This is a genomic window from Ochrobactrum sp. EDr1-4, from assembly GCF_049199085.1.
GTDB lineage: Bacteria > Pseudomonadota > Alphaproteobacteria > Rhizobiales > Rhizobiaceae > Brucella.
Window position 1 is genome coordinate 427,829 of sequence record NZ_JBLZOF010000001.1, and the last position, 24,464, is coordinate 452,292.

A 24,464-nucleotide genomic window follows, 5' to 3' on the forward strand; every position below is an offset into this window, starting at 1 on the left:
ATGCATTTATTACAGGCATCTTGTCAAAAAACTGCTTCACTCTTTTCAGGATGCACTTATGTTCCGCGCCGCCGCCTGAGCTGCAGCAAGACGTGCAATCGGCACCCGGAATGGCGAGCAGGACACGTAATCAAGACCTGTTTGCTCGCAGAAAGCAATAGAAGCCGGATCACCGCCATGTTCGCCACAGATGCCAAGCTTAAGCTTGTCGCGTGTTTTGCGTCCACGCTCGGCGGCAATCTGGATCAACTCGCCCACACCATCGAAATCGAGCGAAACAAATGGATCCTGCTCGATCACGCCACGGCTTTGATAGGTCGAAAGAAAAGGTGCAGCATCGTCTCGCGAAATGCCAAATGTCGTCTGCGTGAGGTCGTTGGTGCCGAATGAGAAGAACTCAGCCGTTTCCGCAATTTCAGCAGCCCGCAAAGCCGCCCGCGGCAATTCGATCATTGTGCCGACCATATAGTCGATCTGAACACCGGACTCGCCGATCACTTCTTTTGCCACAGCATCGATGCGCGCTTTGACGAAATCAAGCTCTGCCTTGAGACCGACCAGCGGCACCATAACTTCCGGCACCACATGCTCACCGGTCTTCTTGCCCGCTTCAACGGCTGCTTCAAAGATCGCACGTGCCTGCATTTCAGCGATTTCGGGATAAGAAATCGCTAAGCGACAACCGCGATGACCGAGCATCGGGTTGAACTCGTGTAGGCTATCGGCACGTTCGCGCAATTTCTCTGCGTCCACACCCATAGCGTTTGCCACTTCTGCCACTTCCTCGTCGGTACGCGGCAGAAACTCGTGCAAAGGCGGGTCAAGCAAACGGATCGTAACAGGCAAGCCTTTCATGATCTCAAACAGCTCGACAAAGTCCGAGCGTTGCATTGGCAGCAGCTTGGCCAAAGCCGCACGACGACCTTCTTCCTTATCGGCAAGGATCATCTCGCGCATAGCTATAATGCGCTCGCCTTCAAAGAACATATGTTCAGTGCGGCAAAGCCCGATGCCTTCTGCACCAAAAGAGCGCGCAGTGCGCGCATCTGCTGGCGTTTCAGCATTGGCCCGCACTTTCATGCGGCGCGTTTTGTCCGCCCACTCCATCAGCTTGCCAAAATCACCCGAAAGCTCTGGCTGCAACATGGCGACCTTGCCTTTCAGCACCTGACCATTGCTGCCATCAACGGTGATCACATCACCCTTTTTGAAGGTTTGACCTGCTGCAAGCATGATGCCATTGCGATAATCAACGCGCAGCGAACCTGCACCCGACACGCAAGGCTTGCCCATACCGCGTGCAACCACTGCCGCATGGCTGGTCATGCCGCCGCGCGTGGTCAGAATGCCCTCAGCCGCATGCATACCATGAATATCTTCCGGGCTTGTCTCGACACGCACCAGAATGACATTGCGGCCTTCAGCCTTTGCCTGTTCAGCATCTTCCGATGAGAACACGATTTCGCCCGTCGCAGCTCCCGGTGAAGCCGGCAAGCCCTGTCCGATGACAATGCGCTCGGCACGCGGATCAATGGTCGGATGCAGAAGCTGATCCAGCGCTGCTGGATCAATACGCAGTACGGCTTCTTCTTCCGTTATCAAACCTTCTGCGGCCATCTCAACAGCCATTTTGAGTGCAGCCTTTGCCGTGCGCTTGCCCGAACGGGTTTGCAGCATCCAGAGCTTGCCACGCTCAATGGTGAATTCCAGATCCTGCATATCGCGGTAATGCTGTTCAAGCCGATCTGCCACTTTCAGAAAGTCGGCGAAAGCTTCCGGCATGACTTTTTCAAGAGAAGGCTTATCAGAACCCGCTGCAATGCGCGCTTCTTCTGTAATGTTCTGCGGTGTGCGAATGCCTGCCACCACATCTTCGCCCTGTGCATTAACCAGAAACTCGCCATAGAGCTTCTTTTCACCCGTCGATGGATTGCGTGTGAAAGCAACGCCAGTTGCAGAGGTGTCGCCCATATTGCCAAACACCATGGCCTGCACATTTACTGCTGTGCCCCATTGCGCCGGGATGTTATGCAGACGACGATAGGTAATCGCTCGCGCATTCATCCAGCTTGAAAAAACCGCACTGATAGCACCCCAGAGCTGCTCATGCGGGTCTTGTGGGAAAGGCTGGCCAAGTTCTTCCTCGACCTTTTCCTTATAAAGCGCGATCACATCTTTCCAGTCATCCGCACTCAAAGCCGTATCGACCTCAACGCCGAGATCGGCTTTTTTGTCTTCAAGAATTTCTTCAAAGAAGCCATGATCGACGCCCAGCACGACGTCCGAATACATCTGAATGAACCGGCGGTAGCTGTCATAGGCAAAGCGTTCGTCGCCTGCCTCACGTGCGATTGCCTGCACGGTTTCATCATTGAGGCCCAAGTTCAGAACCGTATCCATCATGCCCGGCATGGATGCACGCGCACCCGAACGCACCGACACAAGCAACGGCTTTTCCGCGCCACCAAACACGCGTCCGGTTAGCTTCGCCACCTGATCAAGAGCGGTCTGTACCTGCTGGTCCAGCTCAGCAGGATAGGTGCGCTCATTGTCGTAATAAGAGGTGCACAGCTCTGTGGTGATTGTAAAACCGGGCGGCACAGGCAAGCCAAGGCTGCTCATTTCAGCCAGATTCGCTCCTTTGCCGCCGAGAAGGTTGCGATCACTCGCAGCGCCCTCTGCCTTGCCATCACCGAATGCGTACACCCACTTTGCCATTCTGGCCTCCCATGCGCAGGTAACGATCCGCAATGTCTGTGGTTTTCCACAGGCTTGCAGAAACTCTCTTCGTGCTTATGCGATCAAGTCACTGTCTGCCAATCAAAAAAGACAAAGGCTCGTAATAGAATCGATTAGACGGCTTTTAAGCTGTAGCAACGATTGACTCTTCATGCGTCTTGCGGCAAAAATAAGAACAAAAATAGAACATGTGGAGTTGACTATGCGTATCACCGGCAAACTCGATTATCTGGAAATGCCCGCGGGCAATGGTTCGCTGGATAGTGCCAAAAGTTTTTATGCGCGCGCGTTTGGCTGGTCTTTCATTGATTATGGCCCTACCTATTCCGCCTTTGCGGAAGGTCTGGATGGTGGTTTCGATGCAGACCCGGAAGCGACGCGCAAGCCATTGCCTGTCCTTTATTCCGCACAGCTTGAGGAAACACTAAAGGCCGTCACCGAAGCCGGTGGAACTGTTGTAAAACCGATCTTTACATTTCCGGGTGGGCGTCGTTTTCACTTCACTGATCCTGCTGGCAATGAGCTTGCAGTCTGGAGCGAGAACTAACAACATCATGGTCGCTGGTTGACAGCAGCGACCATTTGTAAATGATGCGGCGCATCTTATTAATTCAAAGAGAATTTGGTGACATGCGCTTCATTCTTCCAACTGTTCTGCTTTCCCTCGCTGCAACCTCTGCTTTTGCCCGAACAGAAGTGCCAGCACCTGAAAATGTGCCACTCAGTCAGTGTGAAGAATTTCTAAAAGGAATGAGCCTTCTCACGCCCGCCAAGGATTATGCCGTCAGAGATATTCCTGATGGTTGCGTCGTGTCGAACAGCATTTATCACACCATGCATTTGATGGGCTGGACGATCGAGAGAGCCATTCTGGAAGTTGACCGGTTTCAAGACTATCTTTCTGAGGCACCTGATCTGAACAAAACCGTCCCGCAATGGGGACGCATAGCCGTTGATGGTATGCGTATGACGATAAACAGCGGCAGCAAAGTATCGGACTACATCACCTCAATTCAGCAATGGCCAATCGATTTCAGCGCTTCTTATCGCTTCAATCCGAAAGACGGTTATCTCCATATCCAAAATGCAGAGATTAACAGCACCAAGATGGGCAAGGCGTCATTGTCTGCCGAGATCAACCTGCCGGTTGATTCAACTGTTGGAAGCCTCACCGCCAATCCGAGCGCCACGCTCTCTCATTTGCGCATACGCCTCGATAATCAGGGGTTGTGGGAAAGCCTCGCTTTGCCCCTTCTTGCCAATTACGCCGCCTTACCAACTGAGACTGGTGAGAGCGACCCAGAAGTCGATATTGCGCGTCTGCGTGATATTGTGAGCAAATCTGTCGAAGCCATGCCGGACAATCAGATTGATGCTTCATCCCGAAAATCTCTGCTGCGCTTTGTCCAGGATATGCCGCATCCGAACGGCTTCTTCACACTGGATTTGCATTTCGACAAACCAACGCCAATCGGCCTCAATGATCTGGAACCGGGCAAGCTTGCAGATCATGCATTCACGGGCGCAAAAATGACCGTGACGTATAGAGCGCGCTGATAAACTCTAGTATTTGACCAAACAAGACAGTAACAACAGCCATGTCCACATCTCTGTCATCCCTTGAATCCGCCGCTAAATACCTGTCGCAATCCGACAAGGATCAGTTCTTCAAAATCAAGCGCGACATGGAAGCATCAGGTGCTTCCAGAGCAAGCATTGAAGAACGTCTTCATGAGTTCATCTGGCAAATCATTGAAGCCGATGATGACGAAGACGAAAGCGACGATGAGGAATAATAAGCTAACTTAGCTGCAAGGATCAGACCGCTTCGCGCAATTGCTCTGCGGTCTGAAGATCAACCGAAACGAGCTGGCTCACACCCTGCTCGCCCATGGTTACGCCGAACAGGCGATTCATGCGCGCCATCGTAATTGGATTATGCGTGATGACCACAAAACGCGTTTCGGTTGAAGCCGCCATCTCATCCATAAGATTGCAATAGCGCTCGACATTATGATCGTCGAGCGGTGCATCCACTTCGTCCAGCACGCAAATTGGTGCCGGATTGGTCAGGAACACGGCGAAAATCAGTGCCATTGCAGTCAGCGCCTGTTCGCCGCCTGAAAGCAGCGTCATGGTTTGGGGCTTTTTGCCGGGTGGGCGTGCCAGAATTTCAAGGCCAGCATCCAGTGGATCATCGCTTTCAATTAACTGCAATTCCGCAGTACCGCCGCCAAAAAGATGTGTGAACAGACGCTGGAACTGCGCATTCACCACATCAAACGCCGCCAGCAAACGTTCACGCCCTTCACGGTTAAGGCTCTGGATCGCCTGACGCAGTTTTTTGATTGCTTCAATAACGTCTTCGCGCTCAGAAATAATCGCCTCAAGACGTGCAGAAAGCTCCTGACTTTCCTCTTCTGCACGCAGATTGACCGCACCCAAGCGCTCGCGCTCAATACGCAAGCGCTCAAGCTGGCGTTCAAGCTGATCGGGGTCAGGCATACGGTCATCAGGCTTTAAGCCCGTGTGACGGATGGCTTCATGTGGCGCACAGTTCAATGCATCGGCAATGCGTGCTTCGGTATCCTTGCGGCGTTCTTCCGCAGCTGTCAGACGCTCTTCCGCACGCGCACGCTGTTCGCGGCTGGTCGCAAGATGTTGAATTGCAAGCGTTGCAGCCTTGTCGAGTTCTGCCTGCGCAGTCTCCGCTTGCGCCAGAATATCGGCCGCTTGTTTGCGGCGCCCATCGGCGTCTGAAAGCTCATTGAGCAATGCACGACGGCGGCTCTCAATCTCCTCGGGTGCTTCGGCAAGCGCCTCCGCTTCATCGGCTGTTTCCGCACGACGATCATTCAGGGCCGCAATCTGCTGTGCAGCATTTTCTGCGCGCGACGCCCAGTTGCGACGCTCAAGCCCAATCATCGCGAGACGACGGGCTTGATTGTCCGCTTCACGTCGCTGCCCTTCATAAGCCGCGCGCGCTTCGGCAAGCTGCACGCGATCCGACTGGACTTCCGTAGTCATCGCCGAATGACGTTCGCCAATTGCATCCATATCCGGCATTTCATTGAGGCGGTCTTCGGCTTCAACGACGCGGATCTGTGCTTCTTCGAGATTTTCTTCGAGACGAGACTTGGCCTCTTCGAGACCAGCGCGCTTAGTCGCCAGTTGCCCAGCAGCACGCTCCACTGCAGCCAAAGCTTCACGCGCCTCATCCAGCCTGCGCTGATTGGCGCGCCATGAATCGCGCGCCACGCGTTCATTCTCCACAGCTTGACGCACAGCCACTTCAAAGCGCTGCACAGCCTGCTCCGCAGACTGAACCCGCGCGCGGGCATTCACTGCCTCTTGCTCAAGTTCCGCCAAGCGGTTCTTCTGGGCAAGTCGCTGTGCAGCAGGCGTTGGCGCATCAGCGCTTGCTGTGTAACCATCCCAGCGCCACAATGCACCAGCTTTGCTAACCAACCGCTGACCAGGGCGTAACGACGCCTGTAAACGTTGGCCGTCCTGATCGGAGACCACACCGACCTGCGCCAGTCTGCGGCGCAATTGCTGCGGCCCCTCCACCAAGCGATCAAGCGGCGTACTGCCTTCTGGCAAAGCCGGGTCACTTTGTATTGCCGGATTATAGGCCCAGAAAACTGGCGCATTAGCATCGCTTGCGGCATCTAGGTCTTCACCTAATGCTGCACCAAGGGCGATTTCATAGCCCTTCTCAACCTGCAATTCTTCAACAACCGGCGGAAACTGTCCCGTTTCACCCGCATTGAGAATACGCGCCAGTGTCTGCGCTTCGGTCTCCACACGATTGAGTTCCGTGCGCGCTTCATTGAGCGGCTGGCGGCTTGCCGCTTCCTGCTCACGCGCAGCACCGACAAGTTCTTCAGCTGCAATGACCATATCTTCAGAGGCTGCCAGCGCATCCGTTGCAGCTTCAACCGCCAAACGCTTTTCAGCAGGATCAAACAATCCGCCAATCTGTTCAGCAACCGCCGCGATATCGCGCTCTATTGTCTCCATCTGGCTTGCCAAACGGTTACGACGACTTTGCGTTTCCTGCAAAACGCGCTCGATCTGTGTGCGCTCAGCGGTGGCCTCTGCGCGTTCCGCTGTCACGCGGGCCAGCGAGTTTTCGCTGTCCTGCAACCGGATTTCCGATTCCTCAAAGATCGCACGCAATTCTTCATCGCGCTCACCAGATGCTTCGTTAGAAGCAATCAGTTCCTGCTCTTCTTCGTCCAGCCGCTCCAGAATATCTGCGTTTTCACGCACCATCTGTTCTTCACGCGCAATATCTGACGTGAGTTGCTCAAGCCGCTTCATCAGCTCGGCACGGCGCAAACGAATGCGGTCATCCTCTTCGTCAAGCTGCGTGCGGGCAATAGAAAGACGCTGCAATGCAGCGGCGGCTTTGGCCTCTGCCTCGCGCAGTTCAGGCAATTTATGTGCGCCAACACCCTGTTCGCGCGCCGCATTCATCTGCGCCTGTGCCATGTCACCAACAACGGTGGTTGCCTGTGCCAATACGCTTTGTGCTTCGCCTTCCTGCGCTTTCGCCTGCGACCAGCGCAAATGCAACAAAGATGCCTCAGCGCGACGCATATCGGCTGATAGTGCCTTGAATCGATTGGCCTGACGCGCCTGACGTTTCAGGCTTTCAATCTGACTGCCAAGTTCGCCCACTACATCTTCAAGACGTTCAAGATTTCCTTCGGCTGCACGCAGCCGCAGCTCCGCTTCGTGGCGGCGCGTATGCAAGCCAGAAATACCAGCTGCCTCTTCGAGCAGCGCGCGCCGCGCCTGTGGCTTAGCCTGAATGAGTTCACCAATGCGGCCCTGCCCCACCATGGACGGTGAGCGAGCCCCCGTCGATTGATCCGCAAACAGCAGCTGCACATCCTTGGCGCGCGCTTCCTTGCCGTTGATGCGATAGACGGAGCCTGCTTCGCGCTCAATGCGGCGTGAAACCTGTAATTCGTCCTGATCATTATAGGCCGCAGGTGCCGAGCGGTCGGAATTATCAAGAAAAAGAGTAACTTCTGCCGTGTTACGCGCCGGACGCGTAGCAGAACCGGAGAAAATCACATCGTCCATGCCGGAAGCGCGCATGTTTTTGTATGAGTTTTCACCCATCACCCAGCGCAGCGCTTCAACGAGATTGGACTTGCCGCAGCCATTCGGCCCGACAACCCCCGTCAGCCCGCCCTCAATGACGAACTCCATCGGCTCGACAAAGGACTTGAAACCAACAAGGCGCAGTTTAGAGAAACGCATCAGTAAGCGCCTCCCTCAGAAACGCAAAAAGCGGACGCAATGAAGCGTCCGCTTTTCATGCCGAAAGGCGGCTTAGAGCAGCTTGTCAATGATTGCCGACATCTCGTCAACCGAAAGGGCTCCAGCATATTTCTGTCCGTTGATGAAGAAAGTTGGCGTGGCGTTCACACCAAATTCCGTCGATCCGCGTTCCATGGTTCCCCTCACATCATCGAGAACTTGCTGGTTCGTCAAGCAAGCCTTGAACGACTCCTGTGTAAAACCTGCAAGTTTCGCAATCTGGAGCAGTGCAGCTTCACCATCGGCTGCGCCAGCCCACTGTTGCTGCTGCTTGAAGAACACTTCAACCATAGGGAAATAACGGTCTTCCGGTGCGCAGCGCGCCAGCATAAAAGCGGCGGTCGCGCGTGGATCGAATGGGAATTCGCGGAAAATCAGCTTCGCTTTACCGGTATCAATGTATTTTTCTTTGATAGTCGGCAAGGTGTTGATAGCGAAATCTGCGCAATGCGAACAGGTCAGCGATGCATATTCCACGATGGTAACAGGCGCATCGGCCTTGCCATAAACCATGTCTTTAATCTTGCCCGGATCAGCAACCTTGGCAGCGTCGACAGTTGCTTCAGCGCTGCGTGACTGAGCGCTCGCATTGCCGCTAAAAGCAAGTCCTGCGGCAGCTGCGCCAGCAAGAGAAATAACATGTCTGCGGTTAAGCGTTGCAGGCATACGAATCATCCAGTCCTGTTTGAATGTTGACTTTTAAAGACAATTTAGAGCGACCAGCCGATATTCACCAGCCCTCACGTGATCAAATGAAGTTCAACAATAGTCTTGAATCGAATTTATGGCAGGCCAATCACTTCTTCGTTGATCGTTTCTCTGCGAGTATATTTTTACCAAGTCGAGCAAGAGCCGCTCGCAGCGCATCATCTTCAATACCGTCAGTCGCCTTATCAATGCGCCGCTCTTCCGACGGTGCTAGAGGCGCAAAGCGTTTTGGCTTGCGTCTAAAATCAAGCGCGGGCGGCTTCTGCTCGATCTTGATACGACCAATCGCAGAGAAACCGAGAAAGCCGTTCACGCGGCTGATGATTTCTCCAGTTTCGTGTTGGATCTGCAAAGCAGCGAAACCTTCGCACGCGATAATCAAAGTGGCCGGACTGAAAGGATCGTCATCGCTCAAACGTCGAGGCCATAAAATACGCAACGGCCGCGAAGAGCTTCCTATTGCCGGACCAACAATATCTTCCCACGATTGCAGCAATGAGAGGCTGATCCCCGCACGCTTTTGCAACATCGGGTCCATCAGACCAGATGTCATATCAGCCAGCGGGCGAAAGCCTCGTTTTGGTTTGCGCTCGTTCATCGCGTTCCATTATAGCCGCGAAACCAATCAACAAACAAAGGAATACCTTCATCAAGCGTGGTTTGGGGGCTGAAGCCGAGATCGCGTGCGGCCAGTGCAATATCCGCATAGGTGCGAGGAACATCAGCAGCGGGCATCGGCTCCAGCTTGCGGATGGCTTGCTTGCCACATGCTTTTTCGATCGCTGCAATGAAATCATTGAGCATCACGGGGCGATTATTGCCAAGATTATAGACCGGAGCCGTATCTGCTGGCTGTTCCAATATCCTTTTAACAGCGCCCAAAACACCACTTACGATATCGTCTACAAATGTGAAGTCGCGCTGCATTTCGCCATTGTTAAAAACGCGGATCGGTTCGCCTTTGAGAATTGCTGACGTAAACAGCCAAGGCGCCATGTCGGGACGACCAAATGGACCATAGACCGTGAAGAAGCGCAGACCGGTCGAGTGCAGACCGTGCACGTGCTTGTAAGAGACCGCCAGAAGCTCGCCTGATCGCTTAGTCGCCGCATAGACCGAGACAGGATGATCAACCGCATCGGTTTCCGAAAACGGAATTTTTTCGTTGGCGCCATAGACGGACGATGAGCTTGCATAGACGACAGGTGGACGTTTATCGAGCTTCAGGGCCGTTTCAAATACACTCACCTGTCCCATGACATTTGCGGAGACATAGGCAGCAGGATTTTCGATGGAATAGCGGACACCTGCCTGTGCCGCCAGATGCACGATCACATCGGCATCGCGGTCAGTGCCAATAGCAGCATTAAAGGCTGCCGCATCGGAAATATCAGCCTGTGCAAAGCGGAAACCGTCACGCGCAGTCAACTTAGACAGACGTGTTTCTTTGAGATCTACCTGATAATAATCATTCAGATTATCAACGCCAATAACCTGCCAGCCTTCATCCAAAAGGCGCGCTGCTGTGTGGTAGCCGATGAAGCCAGCGGCGCCCGTCACTATCGCTTTCATAAGTATCATTTCCTGCACATGTAGTTGGTAAGGCCAGCGCGACGCAGCGCCATAACACGCCTTGAAGCCGCAGCATTTAACGCAGCGATGAAGAACATAGTAGATGCGATTGTGACTTCATGCAGTAATGGGTTATGCAGCATGCCATAGCTGGCACATACAAAGGCGAAATAAATCAGCGCTCGCCGCATTGCCCAGCTATCCGCAGTTCGCCACAGATAAATGAAGATCGCGATAAAAGCTGCAAACATAAAAAACAGGCCGACAATCCCGTCATTCAGCAGTTCATCTAGCACTGTATTGTGCACATGTCGGAAGCCTTCAAGCATCGGCGCCTGCTCACCCGCCTGCTGTCTCACCATATCCATCTTGCCGTAGGATCCAACACCTGTGATCGGATGCTCCTTGATAATCACAGTTGCGCTTTTCCACATTACCTCCCGAATATCGGCAGAGAGCTTATCTTCCCATTTTGAGCTATCGCCGCTGTCGTAATATTCGACCATTCCTGCAAAGCGCTTGGAAATTACATCACCTAAAGGCCCGACAACAATCAGCGCAGCAAGTGCCGCCATGAGCGCCATATAGACCGCGCCCTGTTGCCTGAGATTATATTTCCTTAAGAAAAGTGCGATTTCGAGAGCTGCAAATATCGGCAAAACAACGATCACGGCGCGCGTTTCAGAGGTCAGCACGGCTGCAAATCCAAGAACCAGCCAATGTGGCCCGTTCGGCAGATACCGTGGCGCTTTGGAAACAGGAATAGCGGCGGAAATCGCCGCAACCCCTGCAACAAAAGCAAACACGGCTTGATTGCCGCCAACGCCAATACGACCACCTTCGGTAAACACCAAATAAATAACCGCCAGTATGGTCAGAATAACGCCTGCTCGCGCTCCAAGGACATAGAAACGCAAGGGATCTTTGATAAGAACCATACCCGCGCCTGCAAAAGCAAAAACGGCGATTAATGTTGTGTAGCTAATCTGACGATTACCGGAGAATGGCTCTCCACGATAAAGAATAAGCCCAAGAGACCAAACAGCATAAAGAAGAATGAAAATATAGAATTTTTTCGCAAACAGCCGTGTCGTATTGTGTCGGGCAATCGCCAAATAAATACCAAGACACGAGAAAAGAAAAAGCACAACCGGCCCCAGCCCCAGCCTTATTGGCATCGCCGCGGAACCAACGGCCAAAGCCCAGCCGTCTATCCTTCTCCGGAGCAGAAACGATTTTTTCAAAAAGCTCATTTCTCTACCCCTACCAATCGCTTTATTCGCAAAGCGTAAGCGATTCTCCTGATATAGTCAGTTGCTCTAAAGAATAGGGTGCTTATCCTTTTATATGCTGGCAAACGTGCCTTAGCGTATGTCTCGCGACTATCTGCGATCGTTGAAAGCGCGACATTGGGAAGCTCCACCAACGGCCGATCTGTTACAAAAATCTCATAGCCCCCTGCCCAGCCACGCTCCAGTGCAACATCATAGGGCAGCGACATTGGTTTTATTGCAGCTAGTAGTTTTCTGGCTCCGTCCCGGGTAACCAAATAAGCGGCCGAACTACCAAGTGGTCCATGCAAACAGCGACCAATTGAATATCGGCCATTCACCAAACCAAACTGGCGAAATGCTGCCGTTCGGTGATTAACGAGTTTAACCACATCCCAACCGCTCATTTTTGATAAGCTTAAAACAAACGGCAAAAAATCTGATGAAAACCGTACATCATCCTCAACGATAACGGCATGATTTTCGGGTGCTGCAATAATCGTTTCCAACACTTTAATATGACTAAAATAACAACCAATTTCCGCCGGCAGTGCGATCTTGCCATGACGTCGACGAAAACCCGCTACATCAAAATTTTGGAGTTCGTCCGGCTTTAACAATTTGCCTTCAACGGCGTCGACGCGTCGCAGTTCAATCCCAAACTGATCGGCACTCTTCTTAACATCATCCCATCGCTGCGCAGAACGCGCTAGATTAATGACGTAGACAGGAACCGAGTTGCTCACGAATTATCTTTCTTCAACATTTATTTGCCTTGTAACAGCCTTATCTATCATAAAGCGCCATATCAAAAGCACTTGAATTTCAAATCAACTCCCAAAATTTAAAGGTACATAGAAATTACTAGCTGCCCCGTGAAAAGCGATCAAACAATATCCATGCTCAAAACAGCTAAATTCGACCGCAGCAAGGCAATTATCAGTTGGTACGACCGCCATCACCGCATTTTGCCTTGGCGTGTGACACCACCAGAACAAGCGCGCGGCATCAAGGCTGATCCCTATCGCGTATGGTTATCCGAAATCATGCTGCAACAAACAACCGTTGAAGCAGTCAAATCCTATTTCAACAAGTTCGTTACACTCTGGCCGAATGTCGCATCTATGGCAGCGGCGAGTGAAGATGACATTCTTCGTGCTTGGGCAGGTTTGGGATATTATTCACGCGCGCGCAATCTCAAGAAATGTGCCGATCTTATTGCTGCAAACTATAACGGCGAATTCCCCTCAACCGCATCTCAGCTAAAGGAATTGCCGGGTATCGGCGATTACACATCAGCGGCTATTGCAGCGATAGCATTTGGAGAACCTGCGGCAGTTGTGGACGGCAATGTTGAGCGCGTTATCTCGCGCCTCTATGCTATCGACACTCCCCTACCTGCTGCAAAAGCAGAAATTCGCATTCGCATGGGCGAGTTGACACCGTATGATCGACCCGGCGATTTTGCGCAGGCTGTCATGGATTTAGGCGCAACCATTTGTACGCCGCGCCGCCCTGCGTGTGCCATTTGTCCGGTCAATGATGATTGCGAAGCGCTTGCACACCACGATCCGGAAACTTTTCCAGTTAAAGCGCCGAAAACGGCAAAGCCGGTGCGAACTGGTGCTGCTTTTATCGCAATTTCCGAGGATGGATCGGTGCTGCTGCGAAAGCGCAAGGGCGAAGGCTTGCTAGCTGGTATGAGCGAAGTTCCCGGCAGCGCATGGACCGCACGCATTGACGGCGACGCAACGATTGATGCCGCGCCCTTTCCTGCCAGCTGGCAGTCGGCAGGCAGCATCACGCATATCTTCACGCATTTTGAATTGCGCCTGTCTGTCTATTCACTCAACAATACGGCCAAACGCAATGATATTGATGGCTGGTGGTCTTCCCCTTCAGAGCTTGAAGGCGAGGCACTGCCCACCGTCATGAAAAAAGCAATCACGGCTGCTATTCCAGAAGCATTCAAAAAGGGAAGGAAGAAACCTTGACCACTCCAGTCCGGCACGTTGTTTTCGATATTGGTAGAGTGCTTTTGCATTACGATCCAGAACTCGCTTATCTGGAAACAATCCCGGATGCCGCTGAACGCCAATGGTTTCTGGAGAATATCTGCACCGGCGCATGGAATATCGAACAAGATCGCGGGCGTAGCTGGCAAGACGCCGAAGCTCTGCTCATCAATGATCATCCTGAGCGCAGCGATCACATCAAAACATTCCGGCAAAACTGGAATCTTATGGTTCCGCACGCTTACGAAGACAGCGTTGCGATCCTGCGTGGATTGATTGCACAAGGCAACGACGTGACGATGCTCACGAATTTTGCCTCCGATACGCTGCGCGAAGCACAGGCTCGCTTTCCGTTCCTGACCGAAAGCCGTGGTGTTACGATTTCAGGCGATATTCGGATGTTGAAGCCAGACCGTGAGATTTATGAGCATCATGTCGCAAGCTTTGATCTCGACCCGGCTGCAACGCTGTTCATTGATGACAGTCCAGCCAATGTTGATGGTGCAAAAGCTGCTGGCTGGCAAGCTGTGCACTTTACCGGTGCACCTAAGCTTGCAGATGATTTGAAAGCCCTCGGCCTCTCGTTCTAAATAAATCGACAAAAAAGACCCTCGGAGCAGACTGCTTCGAGGGTCTTTTCATCAGACTTTGTTGGAGGTCGTCCGATATTAAGTTCTGTATATTTTATGCGCCTGCTGCTGCCATTTCATCGCGGATGACTTTGCGCAGATCATCGATAGGCTTCAACACACCTGCTTCTTCGTAGTGCCAGAAAGTCCAGCCATTGCAGGCATCAAAGCCTTGTACTTTCGCACCAATGCGATGAATGGAACCTGCTTCGCCATTGGCCGCCAGAGTTCCGTCTGCACGAATAATCGCTGCATGGCGACGACGCGCATCAGACAGAACCGTACCCGGACGCAGGAGTCCTGATTCAATGATCGAGGTGAAAGCGACACGTGGCTCAGCACGCTTGCCAGTCATAACGGTCAGTTCGGCTTTGCCAAGCGGCTCGACGGCAGCAATGCGTGCAGTCGCAGCATCAATGTAGTCCTGCTCACGCTCAATACCGACAAAATGACGACCAAGACGCTTCGCAACTGCACCCGTTGTGCCCGAGCCGAAGAACGGATCAAGGATGACATCGCCCGGCTTGCTCGACGACATTAAAATGCGTGCAAGCAAAGCTTCCGGCTTTTGGGTCGGATGCACCTTGTCGCCGTTCTCGTCTTTCAGGCGCTCCGAGCCTGTGCAGATCGGAAACAGCCAGTCAGAGCGCATCTGAACATCGTCGTTCGCCGCTTTCATAGCGTCATAATTGAAGGTGTAGCCTTTGCCCTTTTCGTCACGCGAAGCCCAGATCAGCGTTTCATGCGCGTTCTGAAAACGACGGCCACGGAAGTTTGGCATCGGGTTGGTCTTGCGCCAGATCACATCGTTGAGCAGCCAGAAGCCGATATCCTGAAGCTGTGAGCCGACACGGAAAATATTGTGATACGAACCGATGACCCAGATCGTGCCATTTGGCTTGAGCACACGGCGGCAAGCCATCAGCCATGCGCGGGTAAACGCGTCATAAGCCTGAAAGCTGTCAAACTGGTCCCAATGATCATCAACAGCGTTGACCATGGTCTGGTCCGGGCGATGCAGATCGCCACCAAGCTGGAGATTGTATGGAGGATCAGCAAAAATGACGTCCACCGAATGATCAGGAAGACGCTCCAAAGCGGCAACGCAATCACCCTTGATGATAGAGTCGAGCCAGGCGGTACGTGGGGCCTCAATAGGCAACTCATGTGCAAGACGTACTAGGGACATGGGATACTCGATTACCTGTGAACGCTAAAAACTTGTCCTTATGGTTACTGAACAGGGTAAATATGCGGTTAACGCCAAGTGATTGAAATCGTAAACCTTTTCTTAATTTGACATAAAAAGCCCGGGTTTCTGGCACTTTTGGCAACCATCAAATTTTGAGAGTTTTCTTCCAGCCTTATTAATGCCGTCAACAAATTGCAGTTCACGAGCAAAATTTGGCGCAATCACTAAGGCTTGGTTATTCGTTTTTGCCTATGATCGCGCGGAAACTGATTTGCTTTTCCTGATGTGCGGTCCATGAATATCAACGAGCTGCGTCATAACCGGTATTTACGGGTTCTATTTGTGCCCTTCCGCATGCGTGCGCTTGTGCGTGGTAGCGAAATCGGACTGGTCATCGCGGGTGCCGTTATTGGCATCATCTCCGCGCTCGCCGTGGCCGCGATTGCAGGCATCTCGCAGTGGATGCATCAGGCGCTTTTTGGTCTCGCCGATGGCGAGCGATTGAGTTCAGCATCGCAACTAAGCACGACTGCTTATATTGCACCCGTCGCGGGCGGCATTCTCATGGGCATCGTGATATGGGTGTTGGCACGCTGGCGCAAAAAGCCCATCGTCGATCCGATCGAAGCCAATGCGCTGCATGGTGGGCATCTTTCACTGACCGATAGTTTTATCCTTGTCGGACAAAATCTTATTTCCAATGGGTTTGGCGCATCGGTAGGTCTGGAAGCAGCCTATACTCAGCTTTCAAGTGGCTTTGCTTCCCGCATCGGGCGCGCGCTCAAACTGCGTCGGGCAGACTTACGAACGCTTGTAGGCTGTGGTGCGGCAGCGGCTATTGCAAGTGCATTCAACGCACCACTGACAGGCGCATTCTATGCGTTTGAGCTGATTATCGGCGTTTATTCGATCGCTACGCTGGCCCCCGTTGTCGTGGCCGCAATCGTCGGAATGCTGGTGACGCAAGCCATCGGTGGTGCGCCGCTGGTGATCCATATTGGCCCGCTTGATGGCATCGCCGCACGCGATTATGTGCCTGCGCTGGTTCTCGGATTCATCACAGCTGGCATTGGTATTCTCATCATGCGTGGTGTCACGACTGTCGAGCGTATTGCACGCAAAAGCGTTGTGCCGACCGTGTTAGCACCGGCCATTGGCGGTATTGTCGTGGGCATGATTGCCTTCGTTTCTCCGCAGGTTTTGGCATCTGGCCATGGTGCACTGCATCTTGATCTGAATGCCAACCTGACAATTCCTGTGCTGCTTTTGCTGATCTTCAGCAAATCGTTGGCATCGGCTGTTTCGATTGGGTCCGGATTTCGCGGTGGCCTGTTCTTTGCATCACTGTTTCTTGGCGCACTGACAGGCAAACTTTTTGCGGCACTAACAGGCTATGTCTTGCCACTAACGCTTGAGCCGGAAGCCTATGCCGTCATCGGCATGAGCTCGATGGCAGTGGCAATTATCGGCGGACCGCTGACAATGACATTTTTGGCGCTGGAACTTACCGGCGACTTTCCGATTGCGATGCTCGTTCTGGGTGCCGTTGTATCGTCATCCATGATGGTTCGCAAAACCTTTGGCTACTCATTTGCCACATGGCGTTTTCACCTACGCGGCGAAGCCATTCGGTCAGCACATGATATTGGTTGGGTGCGCAATCTGACTGTGACCCGAATGATGCGTCATGACGTTAAAACTGTGCCGATTGATACCGACATAGAAACCTTCCGCCATGACTTCCCGCTTGGCTCTACCCAGCGCGTTATCGCGGTGGACAGCGAAGGTCGTTATGTTGGCATGATCCCCGTACCCGCGGCTTATTCCGAGAGCTTCGACAAGACGGAAGAAGCGCGCAGCATTCGCGAGTTGCTGCGTTATCAGGATGAGTTCTTGCTGCCGCAGATGAACGCGAAAGAGGCCGTTGTCCGCTTTGATCGGGCAGAAGCGGAAGCGCTCGCCGTGATCAATAATGCGCAGGAGCGCAAAGTGCTTGGTCAATTGAGCGAAGCGCATACCCTGCGCCGCTATAGCGAAGAACTGGACCGGCGCAGGCGTGAGGTGTCCGGCGAGGTTTGATTACTGCGCGGTTTCGGTCACGGGTTCTGTGCCGCGGTTTTCCGGTGTCACGCTGTAATAATATGGCGTCGCGATAATGAACAACAGAACGACGGCAACAGCTGTAACAAACAGCACAACGGATTTACGCATAGACTTCTCCTTCATGGAGAAAAGGAACGGCCTCGCGCAAACATCGTTCCCATAATTCGCTAAAGCCGCCCCAGCAAAGTTTGACCTGTGGGCCATAAAGTTGTAGCTCATCCCCAATGTTTTGCGGGTGATCCTCGCCCAATATCTCCCAAGTAAAGGCTTTTGACATGGCGGCTCCAGCCCTGATTATTTTTGATTGTGACGGCGTTTTGGTGGACTCTGAAGTCATCGCGGCAGAAGTTGACGCGGCACTCCTGACAGAAGCCGGGTATCCGATTGAAGCCGTTGAAGTTGGCGAACGTTTTGCAGGCCTGACATGGCAGGACATTCTCCTGACCGTAGAGCGTGAAGCTGGCATTCCGATTTCGGCATCGCTTCTCGATAAGGCAGAAAAACTGCTTGATGAACGTCTGAAAAATGAAGTTCAGGCGATTGAAGACATCGTTGAAGTCGTTGAAGCGCTAAACCTGCCAAAGTGCATCTGCTCAAATTCAACCAGCGTTCGCCTTGATCTTATGCTCAAGCGCGTTGGTCTTTACGATCTGTTTGAGCCAAATATCTTTTCGGCGCGCGAAGTCGGCACGAAAAAGCCAAAGCCAGCGCCAGATGTTTTCCTGCACGCGGCAAAGCATTTCGGCGTGGATCCGGCAGATGTCATTGTCATTGAAGATTCTGCACACGGCATTCATGGCGCACGCGCCGCTGGAATGCGGGTAATCGGATTCACTGGCGGCGCACACACCTATCCGGGCCATGCCGACAAGCTAACGGATGCAGGTGCAGAAACCGTCATACATCGCCATAAAGATCTGCCAAGCGTTATCGAGGCGCTTTCAATCTGGACGGATGCGTAATCTGATCTAGTCTAACTCAGACAATGTCTTTTGCGCGCCTTAGAGCGCATTTCGATCTGATGAAATCAGATCGGCGCTCTAACCATTTTTTAAGCGCATCTTGTCCGAAAACCGCTTCACACTTTTCGGGATGCGCTCTTAACGACGCGCAAAGACCTATCAGGCGGCGCTACGCTTGCCTTTGCCTTTTGCCTCAGCATTAAGCGTAGCGAGCAACTCTTCTGACTCGCTCTCGCTCAGGCCGATCATCAACCTGTCACCGATCGATGCAGGCTCGTCGGTCGCTAAGTCGAAGATCGCCCAGGTATCCGTGGGTTCAAGAACGCGTTCATATTTTGGCTTCATGGCCCTAAGCTCAGAACGGACCTGACTGCCGTTCTGCCCCTGTTGTTTCGTTGCAATTCCACATGAGAGGCTCAACCGGCTAATTTAAGGCACAGCCTTCCCACGAACAGTTTTTCTAAATTAAACTTCTTGCAATTCACTTCACACAAACAAGGTTTTTTAAATAACGCATCAAAGATTACTTCTATAGTTAAATTTCTATTGCTAAAATCAAAGCGTCAAACACCTATTTGGAGCTGGATTCAACCTTGGACCGCTTCCGTTTTTTGATCGAAAATCCAGCCAGTGATTGAGCTAAACTGGCGTTCACCGGCTTGCCGAAAAACCAACCCTGCCCCGCAAGATTGGTGCAAATATCACGCAAGCAGCGAAGCTGCTCTCCAGTTTCAATACCCTCCACCACAATTCCAAGCCCATATTGATGCGCCATAGCGATAATTTGCGGAACGATAGAAACAGTTTCTGCCTCACCACCCAGCGTGCGTGTAAATGCCTTATCGATTTTGATGGCATCGACTTGCAACTCGCCCAGATAAGCGAGACTGGAATAGCCAGTACCAAAATCATCGATATAGACCTTATACCCCTTTTCGCGCAGAGCCTTAATACCGCTACTGGCTTTCGCGAAATCCACTGCGGTTCGCTCGGTCAATTCAAGACCAATCTGTTGCGGCTGAATTCCGGCGTCTGACAGGCGAGCTTCAAGCGACTGTATGAAATCCGGGCTTTGCAGATCACCGGAGGTTATATTCACGTTGATATAAAGGGCCCGCTGCTGCCGTAGCAAATCACCCATTTCTGCAATAACATTATCCAGCACATAAGCGGTTATGAGATGGCCTACACCAGCCGCTTCCGCTCGTGCAACAAACAGATCCGGCGGCACAAAATCGCCTTTTGTAATCTCCCACCGAATAAGCGCTTCAAAGCCTATAATCTTCTCATCACCAAGATTGACTACAGGTTGATAGACCAGCGCAAGCTCGTTTGCCTTCAACGCCTTTTTAAGCAACGAGACAAGTGAGCGGTCACGGTTACGGTAAAACGTCCAGCCAATGGCAACGCCACCGCCAACAAGTAAACCCAGGCTTGTGAACACAAACGGTAGCAACTCGTCGGTATGGTCAGACCAGCTTTCAGACGTTGCAATCGCAACGCAAACGCCTGTTTCATCGTCGCACGCTTTTTGTTGCAAAACGCCATTCGTTACACCAAACGACCGCATACTATTGGTTGGGATAAAGCTATTGCTGATATTCTCAGGAAACGTATCGGGGTTACTATAAAGCTTGGCGTACTGCGTCCGATCGCTATTCGTCATAAAGATTGCGAAATCATATTGCGGAACATGCACCGCATCAAAAGCCAGCGCACTTAAAACGAGATTGCCGGTGTTCCGGCCAAAAATCGGGCCATGGCTCCCAGCTGTTATAAGCTCTTGATCCTTATAAACATAAACGCCGTCCTTAAGAAGAACATCTTCTTTGCTTCTGGGTTTTGTTGTCACGACATCGCTTAAAAGCGTCGAACATTGCAGCATGTCATGCTCAAGACGACCAATGTCCTTGATGTGATAAGCAGCAAAAAGCAACTCGCGCATATAGCGCTTATCGTCTGACGAACACAGAGCATAGGGAGACTGATTGACCTTGCTAAGTGTCTCTTTCGCAGAGTTCACTATACGGTTAGCCTGCGTCATGAGCACAGTCATATACGCATCCATGTCCTTTTCTTCATCGAAAAGGCGAAACTGATCCCCGGCCCATTTACCTGCAATGGCGCCAAGCAATAACATGATGCAAATTACATAGGGTACAGGCGAAAAAAATACGCTGCGTTTCAACCCCATAAAAGATCGCCTCGATAAAAATCTACAAAAAGTCCAAATGAAATTACACTTCTCTATAGATGACATTAATTCGAAATTATTGGAAAAGTAAACAGACCGCTTCTTGTTTCAAAACGGCTGTAAAAAGAACAATTAATATACTAGCGCAACATATCTAAAATCGAAAACGCAATACAGCAAAAAGCGGCCAATGGTAAAATCAAAAGCCGCTTTCTAAATTCGATAACTTCTAAGACCCATTACTTGGTGTTGTATGGGCCTTCATCAAAACCAACGAAAATCTGCACGCTGCGCGCGCTTTCGGTCGGAATCGAAATTCCCTTGTCGTTGAACACAAACTGCGTTGCGCCGCCGCCATTGCTGACACTGACTGTCTGTTTGTGCAGTTTGGAATAGATCACATTGCCATTCTGAACGACAGCTACGCGGATCGGCATTGTAATGTTGCCGCTCTTATATTTTGGACCCGGAACAACTTTACCAGCCGCAGCTACGTCAAGCGTAATCGTACCTGCATTATGCTGGCAATCTCGCGTCGTGTCCGTCAGCGAAGCTTGGTAAATTACACGGCCTGCATCTTTGTCGCCGCCTTTTTCATAGGTGCTGAAATAGGCAGTACCTTCACGCAGTGAAACACTTGGGCAAAACGCCATAAGGTCGGATGCTTTGACGCGCGGCTCTGCGCTATCCGCCGCATTCTGCGTGCCACTGGTGGTACAGCCGGCAAGTGCTGCGAGCAAAACCGTTGCAACGACTGGAAACAATGATGAACGATTCTGTGATGCTTTAAGCATAAACCGGGCTTCCCTGCACTGATCGACCTGTTCTACACCGCTGTGCGATGCATAGCGTGAGGGTGTTTTCCTGTTTTTTGCAGCCAAGAGCAACCCCATCGCGCAAAACATGCATTAATTCTTGCGGCTTTTTTAGGGAAGCTTTATTGCATTCTCGGCTAAAAATCTGCCTTGACCCGAAATGAAGGCCTTTGAGATGAAATATATAAGCACCCGCGGCGAAGCCCCAGTTCTGGGATTCAGCGATGCTCTGCTCGCCGGACTTGCCCGTGATGGCGGCCTCTATCTCCCGCAGGAATACCCACAATTCGCCGCTGATCAGATCCGTGATTTGCGTGGAAAATCCTATGTGGATATCGCGCTGGCCGTTCTAACACCTTTCGTAAATGGTGAAATTCCGCAGGCAGATTTTGAACACATGGTGCGTGAAGCCTATGGCTCGTTCCGTCATGACGCAGTTTGCCCATTGGTCCAGACCGGCGCGAATGAATACGTGCTTGAGCTTTTCCATGGCCCGACACTTGCCTTCAAAGACGTCGCCATGCAGCTTCTTGCACGCATGATGGATTATGTCCTCGCGCAACGCGGCGAACGTGCAACGATTGTTGGCGCCACATCCGGCGACACAGGCGGCGCAGCGATTGAAGCCTTTGGCGGTCGCGACAACACCGATATTTTCATCCTGTTCCCGAATGGCCGCGTGTCTCCGGTGCAGCAGCGCCAGATGACCAGCTCCGGCTTCTCAAATGTTCATGCCCTGTCTATCGAAGGCAACTTCGATGATTGTCAGAATCTGGTCAAAGGCATGTTCAACGACCTCGAATTCCGCGATAGCATTTCGCTTTCCGGTGTGAATTCAATCAACTGGGGACGCATCATGTCTCAGGTTGTTTATTATTTCTCGGCAGCCTTGAGCCTCGGCGCACCAGATCGCGCTATCTCGTTCACGGTCCCAACCGGCAATTTCGGCGATATTTTCGCAGGCTATGTTGCCAAGAAAATGGGATTACCGATTGATCAGCTGATTATCGCAACCAATGACAACGACATTCTTGCACGTACGCTTGATAGCGGTGCCTATGAAATGCGCGGCGTTGAACAGACGACTTCGCCTTCCATGGACATCCAGATTTCATCAAACTTCGAGCGTTTGTTGTTTGAAGCGCATGATCGCGATGCGAGCGCAGTGCGTGGCCTGATGGACAGCATGAAGCAATCAGGTGGCTTTACGATTTCTGAAAAGCCACTGTCCGCTATTCGCAGCGAATTTGCAGCGGGCCGTTCAACCGTTGACGAAACGGCCGCAACCATTAAGTCAGTTCTGGAAGCGGATAGCTATTTGCTGGATCCTCATTCAGCGATTGCGGTTAAGGTCGCTCGCGAAAAAGTGTCCGGTAATACACCTATGGTTGTACTCGCTACCGCACATCCGGCTAAATTCCCTGATGCAGTAAAAGCTGCAAGTGGTGTGACGCCGGCGCTTCCGGTATGGCTTTCGGACTTGATGGACCGAAAAGAAAGTTTCACAGTTCTTCACAACGACCTGAAAATCGTGGAAGAATACATTCGCCGTCATTCCCGGGCGTAAGATTATATCTTGCTCAGGAGTTTAAAAACGGGAACCCGAATGGGACTATGGGAGCATTTTGCATATGGGTGTTGAAGTAACGCGTCTTTCCAATGGGCTTACCATTGTAACAGATAACATGCCGCATGTGGAAAGCGTTGCGTTGGGTATCTGGGTAAAAGCAGGCGCACGAAATGAAGCGTCAGACCGACACGGCATTGCTCATCTGCTTGAACATATGGCCTTCAAAGGTACGGAAAAGCGCACAGCTTGGCAGATTGCATCTGACATTGAAAATGTTGGTGGCGAAATCAATGCCGCAACGAGCGTTGAAACCACATCATATTATGCGCGCGTGCTGCGCAACGACATGCCACTGGCAATAGATATTCTTGCTGACATTCTGACTGCCTCCAAGTTCGATGAAGCCGAACTTGAACGCGAAAAGCAGGTCATCATGCAGGAGATCGGTGCGGCCCACGATACGCCTGATGATATCGTGTTCGACCGCTTCACCGAAACAGCCTATCGGCATCAACCAATTGGACGTGCCATTTTAGGTGAGCCTGATACCGTGATGTCGTTCACATCGGCTGATCTACGCCAATATATGGACGAGCAGTATAGCGCCGACCGTATGGTGGTGACAGCTGCTGGTGGCATTGATCATGACCATTTCGTGAAAGAGGTCGAACAGCGTTTGGGCGGTTTCCGCGCTCACAATACCGCACCGACCCTTGACCTCGCGACCTATGTCGGCGGTGATTTCCGCGAAGATCGCGATTTGATGGATGCGCAGGTTCTGATCGGCTTTGAAGGTCGCGCCTATCATGTCCGCGATTTTTACGCTTCGCAGCTTCTATCAATGATCCTCGGCGGCGGCATGTCCTCACGCCTGTTTCAGGAAGTGCGCGAGAAACGCGGCCTCTGCTATTCGGTCTATGCATTTCATTGGGGCTTTTCCGATACCGGCCTTTTTGGCATTCATGCCGCAACCGGCAAGGACGAACTTGTGGAGTTGCTTCCAGTCATCATTCAGGAATTGCACAAAGCAGCAGATTCCATCGGCATTGATGAAGTTAATCGAGCCCGTGCGCAATATAGCGCGAGCTTGTTGATGTCGCAGGAAAGTGCAGCGAGCCGTGCTGGGCAGATCGCACGACAGTTCCTGCTCTATGGGCGCCCGGTGCCAAACAATGAGCTGATGGACCGTCTGTCGCTCATCACGCCTGAACGTCTGAGCGATCTTGCTGGCCGTATGTTCCTCGACAGCAAGCCGACAATCGCCGGTGTCGGCCCTGTTGGACGTCTGATGAGCTTTGAAGGGCTTACGGATGCTCTTTCGACCAGCGCGCATACACGGAAGATTGCTGTTTAACAG

Annotated in this window: 22 protein-coding genes; 9 read left to right on the forward strand and 13 right to left on the reverse strand. The window is 52.0% G+C overall.

Annotated features, from left to right (window positions below):
* Positions 1 to 45: 45 nt before the first annotated feature.
* A complete protein-coding gene (gene ppdK / locus ACOZHT_RS02195) occupies positions 46 to 2,718 on the reverse strand; it encodes a pyruvate, phosphate dikinase (RefSeq protein ID WP_339508078.1) in 2,673 nt (890 codons plus the stop codon).
* A gap of 223 nt (positions 2,719 to 2,941) precedes the next feature.
* Between ppdK and ACOZHT_RS02200 the strand changes: the two genes are divergently transcribed.
* The 3 genes from ACOZHT_RS02200 to ACOZHT_RS02210 all read left to right on the forward strand — a co-directional run bounded on the left by ACOZHT_RS02200 (position 2,942) and on the right by ACOZHT_RS02210 (position 4,535).
* The gene (locus ACOZHT_RS02200; RefSeq protein ID WP_339508077.1) at positions 2,942 to 3,286 is read left to right on the forward strand and encodes a VOC family protein; all 345 of its coding nucleotides are present in this window, start codon (positions 2,942 to 2,944) and stop codon (positions 3,284 to 3,286) included.
* Positions 3,287 to 3,369: 83 nt separating this feature from the next.
* On the forward strand, positions 3,370 to 4,296 hold the full coding sequence (locus tag ACOZHT_RS02205) for a hypothetical protein (protein WP_339508076.1): 927 nt from the start codon (positions 3,370 to 3,372) through the stop codon (positions 4,294 to 4,296).
* Positions 4,297 to 4,337: 41 nt separating this feature from the next.
* A complete protein-coding gene (locus ACOZHT_RS02210) occupies positions 4,338 to 4,535 on the forward strand; it encodes a hypothetical protein (RefSeq protein ID WP_339508075.1) in 198 nt (65 codons plus the stop codon).
* A gap of 22 nt (positions 4,536 to 4,557) precedes the next feature.
* Here ACOZHT_RS02210 and smc read toward each other — a convergent pair whose 3' ends face one another.
* The 6 genes from smc to ACOZHT_RS02240 all read right to left on the reverse strand — a co-directional run bounded on the left by smc (position 4,558) and on the right by ACOZHT_RS02240 (position 12,373).
* Entirely contained in the window at positions 4,558 to 8,016 is a 3,459-nt protein-coding gene (gene smc, locus ACOZHT_RS02215; RefSeq protein WP_421565300.1) for a chromosome segregation protein SMC, read from the reverse strand.
* 72 nt (positions 8,017 to 8,088) lie between these two features.
* Positions 8,089 to 8,742 carry a DsbA family protein gene (locus ACOZHT_RS02220; protein WP_339508073.1) on the reverse strand — a complete coding sequence of 218 codons (654 nt, stop codon included), beginning with the start codon at positions 8,740 to 8,742 and terminating at the stop codon, positions 8,089 to 8,091.
* 130 nt (positions 8,743 to 8,872) lie between these two features.
* Complete coding sequence (locus ACOZHT_RS02225) at positions 8,873 to 9,382, reverse strand: DUF721 domain-containing protein (protein WP_339508072.1); 510 nt, start codon at positions 9,380 to 9,382, stop codon at positions 8,873 to 8,875.
* Positions 9,379 to 10,356 carry an SDR family NAD(P)-dependent oxidoreductase gene (locus tag ACOZHT_RS02230; RefSeq protein WP_339508071.1) on the reverse strand — a complete coding sequence of 326 codons (978 nt, stop codon included), beginning with the start codon at positions 10,354 to 10,356 and terminating at the stop codon, positions 9,379 to 9,381. Before ACOZHT_RS02230 ends, ACOZHT_RS02225 begins: the two co-directional genes overlap by 4 nt.
* 5 nt (positions 10,357 to 10,361) lie before the next feature.
* On the reverse strand, positions 10,362 to 11,609 hold the full coding sequence (locus tag ACOZHT_RS02235; protein ID WP_339508070.1) for an O-antigen ligase family protein: 1,248 nt from the start codon (positions 11,607 to 11,609) through the stop codon (positions 10,362 to 10,364).
* Positions 11,606 to 12,373: a glycosyltransferase family 25 protein gene (locus ACOZHT_RS02240; protein ID WP_339508069.1), complete on the reverse strand. Its 768-nt coding sequence runs from the start codon at positions 12,371 to 12,373 to the stop codon at positions 11,606 to 11,608. Before ACOZHT_RS02240 ends, ACOZHT_RS02235 begins: the two co-directional genes overlap by 4 nt.
* Before the next feature lie 153 nt (positions 12,374 to 12,526).
* Between ACOZHT_RS02240 and mutY the strand changes: the two genes are divergently transcribed.
* Together mutY and ACOZHT_RS02250 are read left to right on the forward strand one after the other, a co-directional pair.
* A complete protein-coding gene (gene mutY / locus ACOZHT_RS02245; protein ID WP_339508067.1) occupies positions 12,527 to 13,621 on the forward strand; it encodes an A/G-specific adenine glycosylase in 1,095 nt (364 codons plus the stop codon).
* The gene (locus ACOZHT_RS02250; RefSeq protein WP_339508065.1) at positions 13,618 to 14,232 is read left to right on the forward strand and encodes an HAD family phosphatase; all 615 of its coding nucleotides are present in this window, start codon (positions 13,618 to 13,620) and stop codon (positions 14,230 to 14,232) included. Before mutY ends, ACOZHT_RS02250 begins: the two co-directional genes overlap by 4 nt.
* A gap of 94 nt (positions 14,233 to 14,326) precedes the next feature.
* Here the strand turns inward: ACOZHT_RS02250 and ACOZHT_RS02255 are convergent, their stop codons facing one another.
* Positions 14,327 to 15,460 (reverse strand): site-specific DNA-methyltransferase, encoded by a 1,134-nt coding sequence (locus ACOZHT_RS02255; RefSeq protein ID WP_339508064.1) that lies wholly within the window; start codon positions 15,458 to 15,460, stop codon positions 14,327 to 14,329.
* Positions 15,461 to 15,757: 297 nt separating this feature from the next.
* On the opposite strand from ACOZHT_RS02255, the gene ACOZHT_RS02260 reads away from it, so the two are divergent.
* Complete coding sequence (locus tag ACOZHT_RS02260) at positions 15,758 to 17,542, forward strand: chloride channel protein (RefSeq protein WP_339508063.1); 1,785 nt, start codon at positions 15,758 to 15,760, stop codon at positions 17,540 to 17,542.
* Here ACOZHT_RS02260 and ACOZHT_RS02265 read toward each other — a convergent pair whose 3' ends face one another.
* Both ACOZHT_RS02265 and ACOZHT_RS02270 read right to left on the reverse strand, forming a co-directional pair.
* Complete coding sequence (locus ACOZHT_RS02265) at positions 17,543 to 17,674, reverse strand: hypothetical protein (protein WP_339508061.1); 132 nt, start codon at positions 17,672 to 17,674, stop codon at positions 17,543 to 17,545.
* Positions 17,667 to 17,843, reverse strand: coding sequence for a hypothetical protein (locus tag ACOZHT_RS02270; RefSeq protein ID WP_339508060.1), 177 nt, complete (start codon positions 17,841 to 17,843; stop codon positions 17,667 to 17,669). The genes ACOZHT_RS02265 and ACOZHT_RS02270 overlap by 8 nt, the downstream gene beginning before the upstream one ends.
* Between ACOZHT_RS02270 and ACOZHT_RS02275 the strand changes: the two genes are divergently transcribed.
* Positions 17,842 to 18,528, forward strand: a complete 687-nt coding sequence (locus tag ACOZHT_RS02275) for an HAD family phosphatase (protein ID WP_310010748.1) — start codon at positions 17,842 to 17,844, stop codon at positions 18,526 to 18,528. The two genes, ACOZHT_RS02270 and ACOZHT_RS02275, sit on opposite strands and share 2 nt — an antisense overlap.
* 159 nt (positions 18,529 to 18,687) lie before the next feature.
* Here ACOZHT_RS02275 and ACOZHT_RS02280 read toward each other — a convergent pair whose 3' ends face one another.
* The 3 genes from ACOZHT_RS02280 to ACOZHT_RS02290 all read right to left on the reverse strand — a co-directional run bounded on the left by ACOZHT_RS02280 (position 18,688) and on the right by ACOZHT_RS02290 (position 21,516).
* On the reverse strand, positions 18,688 to 18,873 hold the full coding sequence (locus tag ACOZHT_RS02280) for a hypothetical protein (protein ID WP_310010749.1): 186 nt from the start codon (positions 18,871 to 18,873) through the stop codon (positions 18,688 to 18,690).
* A gap of 226 nt (positions 18,874 to 19,099) precedes the next feature.
* Entirely contained in the window at positions 19,100 to 20,722 is a 1,623-nt protein-coding gene (locus ACOZHT_RS02285) for an EAL domain-containing protein (protein WP_339508057.1), read from the reverse strand.
* A 239-nt stretch (positions 20,723 to 20,961) separates the two neighbouring features.
* The gene (locus tag ACOZHT_RS02290) at positions 20,962 to 21,516 is read right to left on the reverse strand and encodes a hypothetical protein (protein ID WP_339508056.1); all 555 of its coding nucleotides are present in this window, start codon (positions 21,514 to 21,516) and stop codon (positions 20,962 to 20,964) included.
* A 196-nt stretch (positions 21,517 to 21,712) separates the two neighbouring features.
* Between ACOZHT_RS02290 and thrC the strand changes: the two genes are divergently transcribed.
* The gene (thrC, locus tag ACOZHT_RS02295; RefSeq protein ID WP_339508055.1) at positions 21,713 to 23,104 is read left to right on the forward strand and encodes a threonine synthase; all 1,392 of its coding nucleotides are present in this window, start codon (positions 21,713 to 21,715) and stop codon (positions 23,102 to 23,104) included.
* Between the two features lie 64 nt (positions 23,105 to 23,168).
* On the forward strand, positions 23,169 to 24,461 hold the full coding sequence (locus ACOZHT_RS02300; RefSeq protein ID WP_339508053.1) for a pitrilysin family protein: 1,293 nt from the start codon (positions 23,169 to 23,171) through the stop codon (positions 24,459 to 24,461).
* Positions 24,462 to 24,464 lie beyond the last annotated feature (3 nt).

What these genes read in the sequence shown, in the direction of transcription:
- ACOZHT_RS02225 (WP_339508072.1), bottom strand. Translation starts at nt 9,382, where the DNA reads ATGAACGAGCGCAAACCAAAACGAGGCTTTCGCCCGCTGGCTGATATG.
- ACOZHT_RS02290 (WP_339508056.1), bottom strand. Translation starts at nt 21,516, where the DNA reads ATGCTTAAAGCATCACAGAATCGTTCATCATTGTTTCCAGTCGTTGCA.
- ACOZHT_RS02275 (WP_310010748.1), top strand. Translation starts at nt 17,842, where the DNA reads ATGGCGGCTCCAGCCCTGATTATTTTTGATTGTGACGGCGTTTTGGTG.
- ACOZHT_RS02220 (WP_339508073.1), bottom strand. Translation starts at nt 8,742, where the DNA reads ATGCCTGCAACGCTTAACCGCAGACATGTTATTTCTCTTGCTGGCGCA.
- ACOZHT_RS02270 (WP_339508060.1), bottom strand. Translation starts at nt 17,843, where the DNA reads ATGTCAAAAGCCTTTACTTGGGAGATATTGGGCGAGGATCACCCGCAA.
- ACOZHT_RS02300 (WP_339508053.1), top strand. Translation starts at nt 23,169, where the DNA reads ATGGGTGTTGAAGTAACGCGTCTTTCCAATGGGCTTACCATTGTAACA.
- ACOZHT_RS02255 (WP_339508064.1), bottom strand. Translation starts at nt 15,460, where the DNA reads ATGTCCCTAGTACGTCTTGCACATGAGTTGCCTATTGAGGCCCCACGT.
- ACOZHT_RS02285 (WP_339508057.1), bottom strand. Translation starts at nt 20,722, where the DNA reads ATGGGGTTGAAACGCAGCGTATTTTTTTCGCCTGTACCCTATGTAATT.
- thrC (WP_339508055.1), top strand. Translation starts at nt 21,713, where the DNA reads ATGAAATATATAAGCACCCGCGGCGAAGCCCCAGTTCTGGGATTCAGC.
- ACOZHT_RS02200 (WP_339508077.1), top strand. Translation starts at nt 2,942, where the DNA reads ATGCGTATCACCGGCAAACTCGATTATCTGGAAATGCCCGCGGGCAAT.
- ppdK (WP_339508078.1), bottom strand. Translation starts at nt 2,718, where the DNA reads ATGGCAAAGTGGGTGTACGCATTCGGTGATGGCAAGGCAGAGGGCGCT.
- ACOZHT_RS02265 (WP_339508061.1), bottom strand. Translation starts at nt 17,674, where the DNA reads ATGCGTAAATCCGTTGTGCTGTTTGTTACAGCTGTTGCCGTCGTTCTG.
- ACOZHT_RS02260 (WP_339508063.1), top strand. Translation starts at nt 15,758, where the DNA reads ATGAATATCAACGAGCTGCGTCATAACCGGTATTTACGGGTTCTATTT.
- mutY (WP_339508067.1), top strand. Translation starts at nt 12,527, where the DNA reads ATGCTCAAAACAGCTAAATTCGACCGCAGCAAGGCAATTATCAGTTGG.
- ACOZHT_RS02210 (WP_339508075.1), top strand. Translation starts at nt 4,338, where the DNA reads ATGTCCACATCTCTGTCATCCCTTGAATCCGCCGCTAAATACCTGTCG.
- smc (WP_421565300.1), bottom strand. Translation starts at nt 8,016, where the DNA reads ATGCGTTTCTCTAAACTGCGCCTTGTTGGTTTCAAGTCCTTTGTCGAG.
- ACOZHT_RS02280 (WP_310010749.1), bottom strand. Translation starts at nt 18,873, where the DNA reads ATGAAGCCAAAATATGAACGCGTTCTTGAACCCACGGATACCTGGGCG.
- ACOZHT_RS02230 (WP_339508071.1), bottom strand. Translation starts at nt 10,356, where the DNA reads ATGAAAGCGATAGTGACGGGCGCCGCTGGCTTCATCGGCTACCACACA.
- ACOZHT_RS02205 (WP_339508076.1), top strand. Translation starts at nt 3,370, where the DNA reads ATGCGCTTCATTCTTCCAACTGTTCTGCTTTCCCTCGCTGCAACCTCT.
- ACOZHT_RS02235 (WP_339508070.1), bottom strand. Translation starts at nt 11,609, where the DNA reads ATGAGCTTTTTGAAAAAATCGTTTCTGCTCCGGAGAAGGATAGACGGC.